This is a genomic window from Ensifer sp. (genome assembly GCF_035999185.1).
Taxonomy (GTDB): domain Bacteria; phylum Pseudomonadota; class Alphaproteobacteria; order Rhizobiales; family Rhizobiaceae; genus Ensifer.
Genome location: NZ_DASYHB010000098.1, coordinates 71,378 through 88,101, shown reverse-complemented (window position 1 = coordinate 88,101; position 16,724 = coordinate 71,378). Strand labels below are relative to the sequence as shown.

The following is a 16,724-nucleotide window of genomic DNA, read 5'->3' as shown; positions in this document are numbered from 1 at the left end:
CATGTTGATCGGGCGGGCCCAGCCGTTCTTTTCGCAGACCTTCAGGATCTTGGCGAACTGCCAGGTGAACATGGTCGAGACGCCGATGTAGCGCGCCTTGCCCGCCCGCACGAGATCGTTCATCGCCTCCATGGTCTCTTCGACCGGGGTCTCCGTGTCGAAATAGTGCAGCATGTAGATGTCGACATAATCGCTCTTCATGCGGGTGAGCGATCCGTCCATGGCCTGGAAGACGTGCTTGCGCGAGTGGCCGCCATTGTTGACGCCCTTGCCGATCGCGTAGCCGAGCTTGGTGGTGATGATGAGCTCTTCGCGACGCGTCAGGCGACGCAGCACGTTGCACACCACTTCCTCGCCGGCGCCGGCCGAATAGAAGTCGGCGAGGTCGATGAAGTTCACGCCGTTGTCGAGCGCGTGGCCGATGATCGGCTCGCTTTCGCTCTCGTCGTAGATCCAGGGTTTCCAGTTCTTGGAGCCCATGTTCATCGTGCCGAGGCAGAGCCGGGAGACCTTGAGGCCGGATTGGCCGAGACGGGTATATTGCATCAGTTCAAGCTTTCCGATTGAGCGGTGGGAGGATGCGTTTTTGAGAGAGACGGAGCGGGTCAGTCGCCGAAATAGACCCAGACGCCCTTGGTGCGGGTGTAGGAAGAAAGCGAATGCACGGCCATTTCCTTGCCCCAGCCGCTTTCCTTGAAGCCGCCGAAGGGGCTGGAAAGCCCGTAGCAGCCATAGCGGTTGACGAAGACCATGCCGGCGTCCAGCCGTTCGGCCATGCGGTGCGCCAGCGTCACGTTGCCGGTATAGACCCCGGCGGCAAGGCCATAGGCCGTGTCGTTGGCAAGCGTCACCGCCTCCTCCGCCGTCGAGAACGGCGTGCAGGAAAGGACCGGCCCGAAAATCTCCTCCTGGACGATGCGGGCGGTCTGAGGCACGTTCGAGAAGATGGTCGGGCGGATGAAGAGGCCGTCGGCGTTTTCGCCCGTGCGGTCGTCCCGCCCGCCGGCGACCAGTTCAGCCTCGGACTTGCCGATCTCGATATAGCTCATGATGCGGCGGAACTGCGCTTCGTTGCACTGCGGACCCTGCTGCGTCTCCGCCGCCAGCGGATCGCCACAGCGCACGGCTTCCGCCTTGGCGATCAGCCGTTCCAGCACGTAGTCGTAGATGCCTTTCTGGATCAGGAAGCGCGTCGGCTCCGAGCATTTTTCGCCCTTGTGCGAGAACATCACGGTAAAGGCGCGGTCGATCGCACCGTCGAGATTTTGGGTGTCGTCGAAAAAGATGCAGGGCGACTTGCCGCCGAGTTCCAGTGTCACGGCCTTAAGGTTCGAGACGCCTGAATTCTGCACGATCTTGCGACCGACCACGGTCGAGCCGGTGAAGGAGACCTTGTGCACATTGCGGCTCAACGTCAGCTGGTTGGCGGCCTCGCCATCGGTGAGCACGAGGTTCAGGAGGCCCTTCGGCAGGTCGAGATGGCGGTCGATGAGCTCGAAGAGATAGAGCGTCGCAAGCGGAGTGAACTCCGACGGCTTCATCACCACCGTGTTGCCCATGGCAAGCGCCGGCGCGATCTTGAGGCTCGCCTGGTAGAGCGGAAAGTTCCACGGCGCGATCAACCCGCAGACGCCGACCGGATCCTTCGAGGTAAAGTTCAGGAAGCCGTCCTCGACGGGCGAAACTTCGCCGTAATATTTGTCGGTCCAGCCGGCGTAATACTCGAAGATATCGGCACAGGTCGGGATGTCGTCAACCAGCGCTTCTGCATAGGTCTTGCCGTTGGCGAGCGATTCCAGCAGCGAGAGTTTTTCGACGTTTTCGCGGATCAGCCGGGCGATGGCGTTGAGCAGCTCGGCCCGCGCCTTGCGCGAGGTTTTGCGGCTCCAGACCTCGCTGCGGTGGCAGCGATTGGCGGCGCCGGCGGCGGTCTCGACCTGGTCCGCATCGGCAAGCGCAACCGTGCAGAGTGGCTTGCCGGTCGCCGGGTTCATCACCGTCCAGTCGGCGCCCGCGCCGCGGACCCATTCACCGTCGATGTACTGCTTCTTCTCGGCGGCCAGCCAGCGCTGGGCCCAGGCGCGTTCGGTTTCCTGCAACATGTCTTTGTGCCTTGCTTTGGGAGAGGGTGAATTTCGAAAGGGTCAGCCGGCTTCGGCCTCGGCCACCCTGCGGCGCACGAAGGCGAGGTCGCCCGCGGCCTCCTTCGCGACAGCGGAGGCATGGCTGTAGCCCTTCAATTGCTTCAGCCGGATCAGCGAGGGTAAAAGGCTCGTGGCGTTGTCGGTGTTGCGCGCCACGTCGGGCCGCATGCCCTCGATACAGTTGCGCCGGAGGGTGGAAACGCCTGCTTTCAGGACCGCGACCATGTCGAGGATGCCGGTGACGACAACGGCTTCCCACGGGTTATAGTCCATTTCGCCATGATCTGCGGTCATGACCACCGCGGCCGCGCGGCCGCAAGCCATCATTGCGCACTGCACCATGAATTCCGGGATCGTCGGGTTGACCTTGCCCGGTATCGCCGACGATCCGGGCTGCACGGCCGGCAGGTGGATTTCACCAAGGCCACCGTGAGGCCCCGACGCCATAAGCCGCAGGTCCTTGGCGAAACGGATCAGCGTGCGCGCCGTCTGCTCGAGCGATCCTGTAAGCGCCAGGAGACGGTCATGCGCCTGCGAGGCGGCAAAGAGGTTGTCGGCGCGGGCGAGCCCGGCGGAGAGGCCGGCGTCTGCAAGCTGCTCGTTCAGCACGGGAATGATGCGGGCGAAGAAGGCAGGATCGCAATCGGTCGAACGGCCGATGATGTTGCCGCCGAGGCTGATGCGGCGCAGTCCCTCCGCATCCTGCGACGCCCGCGCGAGGTTGAACCGCAGGCACGCGGCGACGCCGCCCAGATAGTCTTCAAAGCCGATGTCGACGGCGTCCTGAAGGCAGGTGCGGGCAAGCTTGCGCAGCGGAGCCCATTCGGCACCGAGCCGATCGAGATCGACCGCAAGTCCTTCGATTTCCTCTGAAAAACTCTCGAATGCGGAATGCGCGGCGATATGGCAACCGGTCGAAAGGCAATCGGCCGTGGAATGGTTGAGGTTGACATGGTCGTTCGGATGGATCGGTGCGTAGCTGCCGAAGGCTGAACCGAAACTCTCGGCATTGGCGAGGTTGGCCACGACCTCGTTGATGTTCATGTTGAACGAAATGCCGCCGCCGCCATGGCAGGCATGAACAGGAAAAGCCTCGGGCCGGGGCTCGGCGAGCAGGCCCTCGATCGCGCGGATGATCGCTTCGCCGAGAGCCGTCTCGATCGCGCCGGTCTCGATGTTGGTGCGGGCCGCCGACTTCTTGACCCGGAGCATGGCGTCGAGCAGCTGAGGATAATCAGAGAACCGCGCAGCGCCGCCGAGCGGATAAAGTTCGACCGCCCTTTGCGTCTGGATACCGTACAGCGCCAATGCTGGAACGGCATGTGCGCCGATGCTATCGACCTCCTGACGGGTCGGAAGGTGGCCTTGGATCATAAATGCTGTTCTCCTCTCCAGCTGCGCGCATAGATCGGGTATTCGGCCCTTCCTGACAAACGACTATCGCGCAGAGGTCATTCCTAAAACTCATAGGCTTGGCGCGACCCGATCGGCCCGATGGGACAAGCGCCGATCCTCAGACGACGCTATTGTCGACGACTGGGCGGAACATTTTCGGAAGGAGGTTCTTTCTGGCGCTGTGCACGAGCGCAGTCGGTTATCGGACGTCAGGAAAGGCCGTTGATTGCAGGCTCATCATGCAAGGAGGCGCGGCGAACGTTTTCCGCCGTCACAACATCGTCACGAAACGCGCGAACAACTCGCTTCGTGCAAATGTCGGAGGCTCAGATGGATTATTTCAGGCGCTTCACCTTCCTCTTCGCGACACCCGCCTTCGACAGTGAGGATCTGGAGGGCGCGCGCTACAACCAGATCGTCGAGGAAATTGAACGATCCGGTTTCGAGGTGGTGCGCGCGCGCAATCTGGAAGACGCCGAAATCGCTGTCCAGACGGACGCCGCCATCGGCTGCATGATGGTCGACTGGGGCAAGAAGGGCCTGGAGGGCAAGACAGCCGCTCTCATCAATCTGATGCGTCGTCGCGGCCTCGAATTCCCGATCATTCTCTTGATCCGACGCAAGCGCTTCGAAGACGTGCCTGTCGAAGTGCTCGACTTCATCGACGGCTATGTCTTCCTGTCCGAGGAAACCCCCGCCTTCATCGCGAAAAACCTCATCAGCCGCCTCAAGCAATATGCGGAGACGATGAAGACTCCATTCTTCGGCGCACTGGTGGACTACGCGGAGGAAGGCAACCAGCTCTGGACTTGCCCCGGCCATAATGGCGGCGTGTTCTACAGCCGCAGCCCGGTCGGCCGCGTGTTCATGGAGCATCTGGGCGAAGCGGTCTTCCGCGACGACCTCGACAACTCCGTGCTCGACCTCGGTGATCTGCTGACCCATGAGGGCCCGGCGCTTGCTGCGCAGAAGGAAGCCGCCAAGATCTTCGGCGCGGAGAAGACCTACTTCGTCCTCAACGGCACCTCGACTTCCAACAAGGTCGCGCTCTCCGCCCTCGTCACCGACGGTGACCTGGTTCTGTTTGACCGCAACAATCACAAGGCGGCGCATCACGGTGCTCTGATGATCTCAGGCGGCATCCCCATCTATGTGCCGACCGCGCGAAACGCCTATGGCCTGATCGGCCCGATGGATTTTAGCTCCCTGAACGAGGAAACGTTGCGGGAGCGCATCCGCACCCACCCGTTGGTCAAGGACCCGGACGCCTGGCAGAAGCCGCGCCCGTTTCGGGTGGCGGTGGTGGAGCAGTGCACCTATGACGGGACGATCCACAATGCCGAGATGATCCTGAAGGCCATCGGGCACCTATGCGATTACATCCTGTTCGACGAGGCCTGGGCGGGCTTCATGAAGTTTCATCCGCTCTATGCCGGTCGCTTTGCCATGGGCTTGGCGGAACTCGGTCCCGAAGCTCCGGGTATCATCGCCACGCAATCCACGCATAAGCAGCTTGCAAGCTTCTCGCAGGCCTCGCAGATCCACATGAAGGATCGGCACATCACCGGCCAGAAACGCCGGGTCGAACACCGCCGCTTCAATGAAAGCTTCATGCAGCACGCATCGACGTCCCCCTTCTACCCCCTCTTCGCCTCTCTCGACGTCGGCGCACAGATGATGAAGGGCCGGTCCGGCGAAGTTTTGTGGGACGATACGATCCGGCTGGGCATCGAACTGCGCAAGAAGATCCGGGCCGTGCGCCGCGAATTCGAGGAGAAGGAGCGCCGGCCCGAGCGTCGCTGGTTTTTCGAGCCCTTCGTGCCGGACCGGGTGACGATGCCGGATCTGGCAAGCCCTGGAGCGGTACAAGACGTGCCGTGGGAAAGCGTCGCCACCGATCAGCTCGTCGCCAATCCGGCCTTCTGGCATCTCGCCCCGGGTGCTGCGTGGCATGGCTTCTCCGATCTGGCGCCGGGTTTCGCGATGACCGATCCGAACAAATTGACGCTGCTCACTCCCGGCTTCGACAGGGCGACCGGGAAATATGCCGAACACGGCATACCGGCACCGATCGTCGCGCAATACCTGCGTGAAAACCGGATCGTCGCGGAAAAGAACGACCTGAATTCCCTGCTGTTCCTGCTCACGCCCGGTGTTGAGGCCAGCAAGGCAGGCACCTTGATCAGCGGCCTCGTCGCCTTCAAGAGGCTTCATGACGACAATGCGCCTCTGGAAGAGGCGATCCCGGAATTCTACCGCCGCCGACCCGCTCGCTACGCCGGCGTGCGATTGCGCGATCTCTGCGCCGACATGCATCGCTTCTTCCGCGACGCGAATGTGAGCGCACTGCAGGCCAAGCAGTTTTCCGAGGCGCACCTGCCGGATATCGCGCTTTCGCCCCACGATGCGGCACGCTGCCTAGTGCGAAATGACGTAGACTATCTGCCGATCGACGCGATCGCCGGACGGATCGCCACAACGCCCTTCGTCGTCTATCCGCCGGGGATCGCCACCATCGTGCCAGGCGAACGGTTGACCGAGCGGGCGCAGCCGATGATCGACTATCTCAAGATGTTCGAAACCTGCTTCAACACCTTTCCGGGCTTTGACGTCGAGATCCAGGGCCTCTATCGCGAAACGGACGCATCGGGCCGCATACGACTTCATACCTACGTCGTCGCGGAATAGGATTTCAAGAAACGCTGATCCGTCATGTAGCAGGACAGATCGATCGACATTCCGCCCTCGCGCGACGGCTGGGACGTCTGCGAGGTTGGCCAGAACACATTGCGGCCTGCCGGCCCGGCGGCACCCCGGATCTTGCCAGCCGGCCGGAACCGGCACGGAAAGCGGTCAACGTTCGTGACCATTCCGTTCGGCGAGTTCGCCCACAATTTCTCGTCGGAGCGAAAAAGGCAATTCAGCCTCGGCCTCTTTGGAACGGGCTTACGAACAGCCACTCCGCAAGAACCGCACAGACCAGGATCGAACCCCAGATGCTGGCAAGGTAGATATCGTTGAACGTCATCTGCGGCCAGACGGCCATCGCGATACCACCAAGGCCGAGAAACACCCGCAGGAGCACTGCGGCGAATGTCAGGGCATAGTTGCGGATCATCCAGACGCGGTGATCGGCAAAGCGGCGTGTCCTGGCCGCCCGGTAGCCCTTCCACATCGTAAACAACCAGGCGAGTGCCAGAAGAACGAAGCCGATCTGCGCCGGGATGCCGGATGTGGACATCAGCGCCGCGACGAGACCCGCGATGCTGCCGATCACCACGGCGACTGCATAGACCCGGCCCAGGTAGCGATGCCATCGCGGGAAGCGGATGCGGAAGCCGGCGAGGAGCTGGAACGGACCGATCACAAGCGCCACGGCGCCTGGCACTCCATGTACCGAAATCCAGAGCAAATGAGAAAGATACTCCCGATTGAGCGGGATTTTGCTCAAGGCAGGATCGAGCGTCAGGTACGGTGGCGCGGAGTATAGGGCAATGCCCACCGCCGATGCGATGAAGAGAGCCCATGTCGTTTTGCGGGGCAGGCTGTCGTTCACAATGCTCATGGTCGGTCGCTTTTCTTGAGGGGACGAGCAGAAAATACAACCTCAATGATAGAAACTGAATTGCAAGAACGTCGGTACTTGCTAGAAAGAAAATTATGAGCAGATCAGTGTCATGGGACGACCAGCGGATATTTCTCTCGGCGCTTGAAACCGGCAGTTTTGCCGGCGCCGCGCGGGCGCTCGGCCTGTCGCATCCCACGGTTCGAGCCCGGATCGCGGCGCTGGAAGAAGCGCTCGGGACGACACTGTTCACCCGCTCCGTCAACGGCCTTTACCCGACCGATCACGCGCTCGATATGGCCGCCACCGTACGGACCATGGCGGCAGCCTCCGAGCTGTTCGTCCGCCAGGCCGCCGCACCGTCCGATACGCTGTCCGGTGTCGTCCGGCTCAGCGTGTCTGATTTCATGGCCGTCGAAGTCGTGCCGCCGATCCTCGCACGGCTGCGCCAGTCTCATCCGGGCATCCGCATCGAGCTCGTCGCAAGCGACCGGGTGGCTGACCTGTTGTCACGCGAAGTGGATGTGGCGATACGCAACATACCGCCGGTTCAGTCTGTCCTCGTGGCGCAGAAACTGCCGCCGGTGACACTCGGCTTCTTCGCGTCGGCGCAGTATCTCGCAGCCCGCGGCGTGCCGGACTGTGTGGAGGATCTGGCCGGGCACGACCTGATAGGACCGGATCGCAACTTGCGCGAGCTCGCATTGGCCGAAGCGCTCCGCCCGGCCGTTGCGCAGGCGTTTGTGCTTCGAACCGACAGCCACACGACGGTGGCCGCAGCCATACGGGCGAGTGTCGGTATCGGGGTGATGCAGGTCCCTTCTGCCTCGCGCGATCCCAATCTTCGGCGTGTCCTGCCCGGCATCGTCATCGCCGAGCTTGGCACGTGGGTCGTCACCCACGAAGACATGCGCGCCCTACCGCGCATCCGCGCCGTGTTCGACGCCCTGGTCGCAGGATTGTCCACGTACTCGGATAAAGGCGATCAATAGCGTGCCGGTTGGCTGCAAAAATAGAATTGGAGCCGGACATAGGCAGCCCGCGAGACGTTGGAACTCATGCAAGCGTTGACCTGAAAGCGCCACCGTCGAGCAAAATGTTCTGGCCGACAATGTAGCCTGCGTGCTGGCTGCAAAGGAATGCCGCGGTAGCACCGAACTCCTCAATGGTGCCGAAGCGCCCGGTCGGATTTTCCGCATGCGCCTGCTGCCGGGCCTGGTCGATTGAGATGCCCTGCATTTCTGCCCTTCGCTGGAGAAGCACGGCCACACGATCGGTCTCATGCGACCCCGGTAGGAGGTTGTTGATCGTCACGCCATGTTTCGCGACTTGCCTCGCCGTCCCTGCTACAAATCCAGTCAGCCCGCTGCGCGACGCATTGGACAGGCCCAACTCCGGGATCGGTGACTTTACGGACGCCGATGTGATGTTGACGACGCGCCCCCAGCTCCTATCGATCATGCCCGGCAGAACCGCTTTCATCAGCAGGATCGGGGTCAGCATGTTGGCGTTCAATGCGTTCAACCATTCATTCGCCTCCCAATCAGACCATAGCCCAGGCGGCGGTCCTCCTGCATTGGTCACGAGGATGTCGGCTTTCGGTTCCGCTTCGAGAAGCTTTTGCCGTCCTTCTTCGCTCGTTACGTCGGCTGCCACGGCATGGACTTCGGCACGTGTCAGTTCGCGAAGCTCCTTGGCGGTGGCCTCCAACGTTTCAAGGTTACGACCGTTCAGGGTAACGATCACGCCCGCCTCTGCGAGCTTCTGCGCCACGCCTCTGCCCAGCCCTTTCGAGCTGGCGCAGACGATCGCGCGCTTGCCACTTATTCCCAAATCCATCGCAGTTCCGTCCTTCTATCGGATCGCATCTTTTGCAATTTGTTCAACCGCATAGACGAGGTCATCGACCTCTCCCGCAGTATTGAAGTAACTGACCGAGGCTCTGGCTATTTCCTGCAGACCCCGCGCGGTCATATCGAAGGGCGTGTAGGGTATGCCGTTTGCCCCGATCGAAATGCTTTTCGCGGCGAGCCTGCTTCTCACGACCGATGCCGAAATTCCCTCCACGGTAAAAGATACAAGGCCGGATTGTTTCGTGCCGAGGTCACGCACCTCGACGCCCGCAATGCGCTTCAATCCTTCCCGAAGCCGAGTTGCGAGGAGGGCTATGCGGGCTTGGATCGCCTCGGCACCCAACTCCGAAGCCAGAGCGATCGCCTCGCCGAGCCCCAGGAGCAATGATATAGGCGCTTCGGACGTTTCGAACAGACGAGCGTCTTTCCGCAGCTCGACTTTTCCATTGACCAGAGGGCCGGAGCTCACGTCCACGAAACCGGGATTGAGCGTCTTAAGGAACCTGGAGCGAACATACGCAAGAGCCGTTCCGCGCGGCCCCCTAATGTATTTCCTGCCGGCCGCCTTGAGAACATCGCAACCGATCCTCGACACATCGATCGGGAGCTGACCAAGCGCCTGCCCCGCATCGACGAAGTATGGAATGCCAGCCGCGTTGGCCACCCGCCCGATGGCTTCGACATCGTTTATCAGCCCCCCATTAGCAGGAAGCCATGTCAGCGAGACGAGGCGCACCCTGTCGTCGATCATCGCGGAAAGTGCGTTCGAATCGACACTGCCGTCTTCCAGGCAGGGAATGGTCTCGATGCTTGCCCCGGCATGGCTTGCCGCATGCTGCATCGATGCGACGTTACCGCCCCATTCCTGTCTGCCGATGAGAATGCGGTCGCCCGACCTTAGCGGAGGCAAAGCGGCAAACATTCTCCCCCAAAGTGCAGATCCCGATCCACCGAACGCAACCTCGCCTTCGTCGGCACCGATGAATTTCGCAGCGTTGGTACGAAGCATCGCGAGCTCGTCCGTAACCAGTGCGGCAGCTTCCATCGGACCTCGCGTCGCTTCCAGCATCAAGTGGCCGATGATCGCTTCGGTGACGCGCCGCGGCGGTAGCGAAGCTCCGGCGTGATTGAAGTGCCTCCGCTCGGCGCAGCCGGGTGTGTCGTTGCGCAGGCTGTCGATTGTTGCGTCGGTCAGCACCTGGTCGCCTCCAGCTCCACAACCGCATCGATCTCGACGGCTGCCCCCGCGGGAAGCGAACTGACGCCAATGGCGGCCCTCGTGTGCTGTCCGGCTTCGCCGAACACCGCAACCATCAGGTCGGAGGCACCGTTTGCAACCTTTGACTGATCCTTGAAATCGCTCGTTGCCGCGACGAATACGCCGAGCTTGACGATGCTACGCACAGACGAAAGCGAACCGTCGGTTTGGGCGGCGATCTGTCCCAAAAGGTTGAGGGCTGCAATGCGCGCCGCCTGCACCCCATGCTCGTCAGAGATGTCCGCACCCAGGGTACCTGCGATGATCTCACCATCCGGCGCCCTGCTGATCTGACCGGAAATGAACAGGAGGTTGCCTGTGCGGACCACCGAAATGTAGTTCGCAGCCGGAGACGTCGGTGCGGGCAGTTCCAGGCCAAGAGTGGCCAGCTTTTCACGGATTGAAATCGTCATCGCTTTCTCCTTTTCCTTCCTGCTTCATGAAAGAAATCCGAGGAGCCCGCCAATTCAAAGCTTTGCGCCCTGCGATCGAATTTGTTAATGTCACGCGTCGTTCATCCGCGAGGCATCGGCACGTTGCGTAGTTCCCCATTCCTCCCGCCCCTTTCCGCGTCCAGGGTCTTTCAGGCCGTCGCAAACCGCGGGAGCTTCCGATTGGCCGGCGAGGAACTGCTCATTACGCAAAGCGCGGTGAGCCACCACATCAAGCAGCTCGAGAGTGCTCTGGGTACTCCGCTCTTTCGTCGCAAAAGCAAGAGCATAGAGCTGACCGAGGCAGGCACGATGTTTCTTGCCACCGTTGATGAGGCCTTCACTGTGCTGTCGGAGGGCACCGCGAGGGTGCGCTCGCGATCCGGCCAGATCAGCTTGCGCGTGAGCTTGCTTCCGTCTTTCGCCGCGAACTGGCTCGTCAACAGACTTGGCTCATTCCTCAAGAGCCATCCAACGATCGAGCTCGACTTGGATCCGACCCTGCGGATCGTCGATGTCGGGCGCGGTGAAGCGGATGTCGCGATCCGATTTGGCGATTTTGGCGCGAGCAAACAGCCCTGCGTGCACCTCGCAAGTGAAGATTTGTCTCCGGTGTTGAGCCCGGCGCTATACGGAGACGGATCCCGGTTTCAATCCCCCCTGGATCTTCTCGACCACGAGATATTGCAGGCCAAGAGCGGCCTCGAGTGGCAGCTGTGGTCGCAGGTATCAGGATTTCCGCTTGAGAAGGCCAGGCAGACCCGCCTGACCGACTACAACATTGTATTGCAGGCGGCTCTTGATGGTCAGGGTGTCGCCATGGGGCGCGGCCTTCTTGTTCGGGAGCATATTCGGGCCGGGCGGCTGGTCAGGCCCTTGTCAGCTTCGTTGAGCTCGCAGAAGGCAGCGTACTGGGCAGCCTTCGACCCGCACTCGAAGAAGCTTCCAGCGATAGAAGCGTTTGTCGGCTGGTTGAAAAACGAGATGACCCTGTCGGCGTAGAGAACGTGCGGGCTCATTCTTGAGCGAGGCATCCGCCGTTCCAGATCCTCCGGCACGTAGGCGATACCGTAACCCTCGGCGGAGCCGTCTCATGCCTTGAGCGCCAGCGAGGTCTTTACTCGGCAGGGCTTTTGGCTTGGCCCGGAAAGTTCTTGCGATCTTGCTGCTAATCTCGACGACCAGAACGCGCAGCAACTCGCGACCAGCGCAAGCGCCGCGATAATCGCTCCGACCCATGGGAGTGCGTGGATCGACAGGCTTGCAAGCGCGATCCCCCCAACTGCCGTCCCGAGCCCCACACCTATGTGCATCGTCGACAAATTCAGGCTTATGCCGGCATCCGCCGTCGCCGGCCCGGCGGAGATCAGGAAGCTCTGCACCACCGGCGAGACCATCCAGCTGATGCAGGCCCAGATCATCAGTACGCCAAACATCAGCCATGCGGTGCCCTCAACCAACGCTATGGTGACGAGGGCAAGCAGGTAGGCCGCCGGCGTGAGCAACAGGACGTTGCGCGGCGAAAACCTGTCGGCAAGCCAACCACCGAGATAGCCGCCACTCACGCCGGCCACGCCCAGGACCGCAAACGCAATCGCTATGTCGTCGACGGCAACGCCGCCAATCTGGACGAGGTAGGGGCCGAGAAAGGCAAACAGCACAAAGTGCCCGCCAATCATCAGGATGGAGACAAACTGGCCCGCGACGAGAGGCGGCTTGCGCAGGTGGTCCAGATATCTTGGCAGGGCGGCCCTGCGGCACGCCGAGATCGGAACGTGCCGCCAACTCACCAGCCATACCAAGCCTGCAAGCAGGGACAACGCGACGAAGACGCCCCGCCAGCCGACCAGTCCGCAGATAAGGATGCCTGCGGGAACGCCGAGCACCAGCGAGCCACTGATCCCCATGAAAATGAGGCCGATGGCTCGCCCTCGCATGTCTTGCGCAACCAGTTCGGTCGCCAACATCGTTGCCAGAAGGCAGACGGTTGCGCTCGCCATGGCCATGCCGATGCGGGCGACGACGAGCATTGCGAGATTCGGGCTCGCTGCCGCACAGAGATTGCTGGCAATGAACAGGCCCAAGGCACAAAGAAGAAGGCGCCTGCGCTCGATCTTCATCGTCAGGACGAGTGCCAACGGCGCCGTCAAGGCGAACACGATGGAAAAGACGGCAGTCAACTGCCCGGCGATTGCGAGCGAAACGCCAAGGTCGCCAGCGACATCGGAGACGATGCCGACGACGATGTTTTCGGCAGTTCCTGTGGCAAATGTCGCAAAGGCGAGCAAGATCACGATAGGGTTCATGCACCCGTTCTCCCTGCATGATGACCCATGCAGGCACGAACAAGCGCTCGCCCCGACATGGAATTGACATGTCGGGTTTCGAGGCAGAGCTTCGGTTATCCCTATGGCAGCTTGCTTAGCACGGCGGCGTCTGAACCGGAAGCCGTCTCGGGCACCGCAGCGGCAAGGCGACAGGCCCCCTAAACGCGCCGAGCCATGCGACGAAGGCTGGACGCCCGAATGTCCCACGCCGGGCGACGTGTCACGGCCGCCTGCAAGCGGGAAGCCTACCGGCTCGCCGGCCCGCGACCGTAGAGCAGAAGCATCAGGATAATCACCACGCCGTAGATGATCTGACGCCCGGCTTCAGGCATCTGCGTGACGGAGAGGATCGATTGCAAGAGCGTGATGAGGATGACGCCCGCGACCGTGCCGAGATAGGATCCCTTCCCGCCGAGGATCGAGGTCCCTCCAAGAACGACGGCCGCGATAGCCGGAAGAAGATAGGCGTCGCCCATCGATTGCGCGGCCTTCGAAGCGTAGCCCGCGAGCAACACCCCGCCAAATGCCGAAAGCCCGCCCGAGGCGGCAAAGGCGATCATGACGATGCGGCGGGTGTTGATGCCGGAGAGATACGCCGCGCGCTCCCGATTGCCGATGCCGTAGACGGCCCGCCCAAAGCCCGTCCGGCGAAGAAGGAAGACCATCGCCCCCCCGATCAGCGCCCAGATGAAAACCACATTGGGAATACCGGGGACGAGAGCGCCGGTGGCGAAATAGCGCATGGCCGGCGTGGCGGAATCCTGCGGCGAGAAGCCGCCCGTATAGACGACCATCACCCCTTGGGCGACGGCATTGGTCGCGAGCGTCACGATCATCGAGGGGATGCGCAGATAGGCCACCCCGACCCCGTTGAAGAGCCCGATGCCGATGCCGCACAGGACGCCGAAGGGAATGGCAAGCGCGGTCCCGATCGGGCCGTAGGCCGCGGCCGCACACGCCATCATCGCACCCGTGGCAACGGTCCACGGCACCGAAAGATCGATCTGGCCGAGCAGGATGACAAGCATCATGCCCGTGGCGATGATGCCGAGGAAGGACGCCACCTTCAATTGCTGCAGCAGATACTCCGGCGACAGGAAGCTGCGCGAATAGAGACTTCCGAGGAAAAGCAGCAGCAGGATGCAGCCGAACGCGGTGACCACCGCCGGGTCGAGATTGCGCATGAAAGTCGATTTGCGTTCGGTCGCGCCAGTCATCGCCGTCTCGCTCACAGGAACCACTCCAATCTATTGCGCACCCGAAACAGCGCAAGAGCTCCAAGGCTGATGGCCGCCAACAGGATCAATCCCTGGAAAAGCGGTTGCCAGAGCGGGTCGAAATCGAAAACGAACAGGAGGTCGCCGATCGTGCGGAATGCCAGCGCCCCGAAGACGGCGCCGATGGCGCTGCCCTTGCCGCCGAAAAGCGAAACGCCGCCCAGCACCACGGCAGCGATCGAAAACAGCGTGTAGGCGTTGCCGCTGGCGAGTGCTGCGTCGCCGGTATAGGTGAAAAACGTGAGGAACAGCCCCCCGAGCGCGGCCACCAGTCCCGCAAGCGTATAGGCGAGCAGCTTGCCGCGACGGATCGGCATGCCGGACATGTAGGCGGCAGTCTCTGAGGAGCCTACGGCATAGGCTGCCCGTCCATAGACCGATCGGCTGAAGGGCACCCATATCAGGACGACCACCGCCGCAAGCGCCACGAGGCTTGCGGGGACGACCCCGAAAATCCGGCCGGTCAGCGCGTCTGCGAGACCCTCGTTAACGGATCCACCCGGGAAAGGCCGCAGCAAGAGGGCGAAGCCGAAATAGACCGCCCCCGTCGCGATCGTCGCCACGATCGGCTGCAGCCGCCCATAGATGACAATGGCTCCATTGATCGCGCCGCATGTAGCCCCGACGCTGAGGACGACGACAACGCCAAAGGCTGTCTCGAGCGGCGAGCCCACGACCAGCCATGAGGCCAGGCAGTTGGTGAGAAGGAAGATCATCCCGACGGAGAGATCGATGCCGGCCGTGATCACCACCATGGTTTGGGCCATGGCGACAAAGGCAAGCAGCACGCCCTTGTTGGCGGCCGTCTGGATCACGTTGGCGGTGAAACCGGCCGGATGGTTCGCCGTGTAGATGATGAACATCGCCACGAAGATCGCAACTGCCGCCAGCGTGCCCCGGTGCTCCGTCAGTCGATACCGCCAGTCGTTCATTGGATGGGCTCCCGGTGGCTTGGCTCTGCGGACGCTATGTTGAGCGCGCTCGCAATCAGGGCGCGCTCCGTGATCTCATTGCCGGCCAGCTCTCGTTTCACCGCCCCGTCGTAGAGCACGAGGACCCGGTCGCAGCAGCCGATGAGTTCGGCATAGTCGGTCGAATAGAAGAGGATCGCCGCGCCTTCGTCCGCAAGCCGCCGCAGGAGCTGGTAGATCTCCTGCTTGGTGCCGACGTCAATGCCGCGGGTGGGGTCGTTGAGGAGGACGATGCGCGGCTGCCGCATCAGCCATTTCGCGATGACGACCTTTTGTTGGTTTCCGCCCGAAAGCGCCCCGACAGGCGCGTCGATGTTGCCCGCCTTGATGGCGAGCAGCGTCATCATCCCGTTGATCGCACTTTCCTCTTTCGCGCGGTCGATGATCCCGCCGCGGGTCAGCCGGTCGAGGGAGGCGAGCGAGAGATTGTCACGCACCGTCATCGGCAGCATCAGCCCCTCGGTCTTGCGGTCCTCGGGAATGAGCGCCATGCCGATGCCGTGTCGACGCGCCTCAGCAGGGCTACCGATGCTGGTCGGTCTGCCGTCGACGAGAACCGTGCCGCGCAGCCCGCGCAGGACCCCGAACAGCGCGAGAAGCAGGTCGCGCTGTCCTTGCCCGTCCAGCCCGCCGAGACCGACGATTTCACCTGCGCGCAATGAAAACGAGATGTCGTGAAGGCGGTTCGCCCAGGACAGATTTCGTGTCTCAAGGACAGGTTCCACTGGTGCATGCGAGCCTGGCTTCGGTGGATAGACGCTATGATACTCACGACCGATCATCATCTCGATGACCTCGCTGTCGCTCCTTGAACCTGCCGCGTAGCTGGCGACCTTGCTGCCGTTTCGAAACACGGTGCAGTCGTCTGCCAGTTCTGCAATCTCGTTCATCCGGTGCGAGATGTAGACAAGCGCCAGCCCCTCCGAACGCAAACGCTTCAACACGGCAAAGACCTTGGAAACATCGGCGGCCGTCAGCGCCGACGTCGCCTCGTCGAGAATGAGGATGCGCGGCTTGCGCGCCAGCGCCTTGGCGATCTCGACGATCTGCTGGCGCGACAGCGGCAGGTCCTTGACCAGTGCCAAAGGGTGGATGTCCGACGCACCGGCACGCGCCAGCGCCTCCTCTGCCAGACGCCGCTGGGCCTTGCGGTCGATCATGCCGAACCGGGTCGGCGGATTGAAGATGACGATGTTGTCGGCGACGCTGAGTTCCGGGATCAGCGACAGCTCCTGGAAGACGCAGGCGATGCCGGCGGCATTGGCCGCGGCCGGTGACGCGAACGTCACCGGTTGTCCATCAAGCGTCATCAGCCCCTCGTCCGCGGCTACGACGCCCGCCATGATCTTGATGAGCGTCGACTTTCCGGCGCCGTTCTCACCGAGAACGGCGTGAATGGCGCCGGCCCTGACGGACAGTTCGGCATTTTCAAGCGCCCGCACTCCACCATAGCGTTTCGATATGCCTTCCATGCGAAAGAGCGGTGCGCCGCTTTCCATTGCG

14 protein-coding genes are annotated in these 16,724 nt (G+C 62.1%); 3 read left to right on the top strand and 11 right to left on the bottom strand.

Translation table 11 applies throughout. From position 1 onward, the window contains the following. The 3 genes from VGO04_RS10145 to VGO04_RS10135 form a co-directional block, all read right to left on the bottom strand. The coding region (locus VGO04_RS10145) for an aldo/keto reductase (RefSeq protein WP_327495820.1) at positions 1-546 on the bottom strand (546 nt) is incomplete at its 3' end. 59 nt (positions 547-605) lie between these two features. After that, positions 606-2,102, bottom strand: a complete 1,497-nt coding sequence (locus VGO04_RS10140) for an aldehyde dehydrogenase family protein (protein ID WP_327495819.1) — start codon at positions 2,100-2,102, stop codon at positions 606-608. Between the two features lie 42 nt (positions 2,103-2,144). Further along, positions 2,145-3,518 carry a lyase family protein gene (locus VGO04_RS10135; protein ID WP_327495818.1) on the bottom strand — a complete coding sequence of 458 codons (1,374 nt, stop codon included), beginning with the start codon at positions 3,516-3,518 and terminating at the stop codon, positions 2,145-2,147. A 351-nt stretch (positions 3,519-3,869) separates the two neighbouring features. Between VGO04_RS10135 and VGO04_RS10130 the strand changes: the two genes are divergently transcribed. Beyond that, a complete protein-coding gene (locus tag VGO04_RS10130) occupies positions 3,870-6,227 on the top strand; it encodes an Orn/Lys/Arg decarboxylase N-terminal domain-containing protein (protein ID WP_327495817.1) in 2,358 nt (785 codons plus the stop codon). A 232-nt stretch (positions 6,228-6,459) separates the two neighbouring features. Here VGO04_RS10130 and VGO04_RS10125 read toward each other — a convergent pair whose 3' ends face one another. Beyond that, complete coding sequence (locus VGO04_RS10125) at positions 6,460-7,104, bottom strand: DUF2306 domain-containing protein (protein ID WP_327495816.1); 645 nt, start codon at positions 7,102-7,104, stop codon at positions 6,460-6,462. A 95-nt stretch (positions 7,105-7,199) separates the two neighbouring features. Between VGO04_RS10125 and VGO04_RS10120 the strand changes: the two genes are divergently transcribed. Then, positions 7,200-8,096, top strand: coding sequence for a LysR family transcriptional regulator (locus tag VGO04_RS10120; RefSeq protein ID WP_327495815.1), 897 nt, complete (start codon positions 7,200-7,202; stop codon positions 8,094-8,096). A gap of 64 nt (positions 8,097-8,160) precedes the next feature. Here the strand turns inward: VGO04_RS10120 and VGO04_RS10115 are convergent, their stop codons facing one another. From VGO04_RS10115 to VGO04_RS10105, 3 genes are read right to left on the bottom strand one after another with little or no spacing between them, the layout of a single operon-like run. Further along, on the bottom strand, positions 8,161-8,943 hold the full coding sequence (locus tag VGO04_RS10115; protein ID WP_327495814.1) for an SDR family oxidoreductase: 783 nt from the start codon (positions 8,941-8,943) through the stop codon (positions 8,161-8,163). A 15-nt stretch (positions 8,944-8,958) separates the two neighbouring features. Next, the gene (locus VGO04_RS10110; RefSeq protein WP_327495813.1) at positions 8,959-10,155 is read right to left on the bottom strand and encodes an aminotransferase class V-fold PLP-dependent enzyme; all 1,197 of its coding nucleotides are present in this window, start codon (positions 10,153-10,155) and stop codon (positions 8,959-8,961) included. Beyond that, the gene (locus VGO04_RS10105) at positions 10,149-10,628 is read right to left on the bottom strand and encodes a RidA family protein (RefSeq protein ID WP_327495812.1); all 480 of its coding nucleotides are present in this window, start codon (positions 10,626-10,628) and stop codon (positions 10,149-10,151) included. Before VGO04_RS10105 ends, VGO04_RS10110 begins: the two co-directional genes overlap by 7 nt. Before the next feature lie 87 nt (positions 10,629-10,715). Here VGO04_RS10105 and VGO04_RS10100 point away from each other — a divergent pair, with 87 nt between their 5' ends. Beyond that, on the top strand, positions 10,716-11,648 hold the full coding sequence (locus VGO04_RS10100; protein WP_327495811.1) for a LysR substrate-binding domain-containing protein: 933 nt from the start codon (positions 10,716-10,718) through the stop codon (positions 11,646-11,648). Between the two features lie 89 nt (positions 11,649-11,737). Here the strand turns inward: VGO04_RS10100 and VGO04_RS10095 are convergent, their stop codons facing one another. The 4 genes from VGO04_RS10095 to VGO04_RS10080 form a co-directional block, all read right to left on the bottom strand. Next, positions 11,738-12,952, bottom strand: a complete 1,215-nt coding sequence (locus VGO04_RS10095) for an MFS transporter (RefSeq protein WP_327495810.1) — start codon at positions 12,950-12,952, stop codon at positions 11,738-11,740. A gap of 266 nt (positions 12,953-13,218) precedes the next feature. Then, positions 13,219-14,190, bottom strand: a complete 972-nt coding sequence (locus VGO04_RS10090) for an ABC transporter permease (RefSeq protein WP_327495823.1) — start codon at positions 14,188-14,190, stop codon at positions 13,219-13,221. Positions 14,191-14,201: 11 nt separating this feature from the next. Then, complete coding sequence (locus VGO04_RS10085) at positions 14,202-15,182, bottom strand: ABC transporter permease (RefSeq protein ID WP_327495809.1); 981 nt, start codon at positions 15,180-15,182, stop codon at positions 14,202-14,204. Then, a complete protein-coding gene (locus tag VGO04_RS10080) occupies positions 15,179-16,720 on the bottom strand; it encodes a sugar ABC transporter ATP-binding protein (protein WP_327495808.1) in 1,542 nt (513 codons plus the stop codon). Before VGO04_RS10080 ends, VGO04_RS10085 begins: the two co-directional genes overlap by 4 nt. Positions 16,721-16,724: the final 4 nt, after the last annotated feature.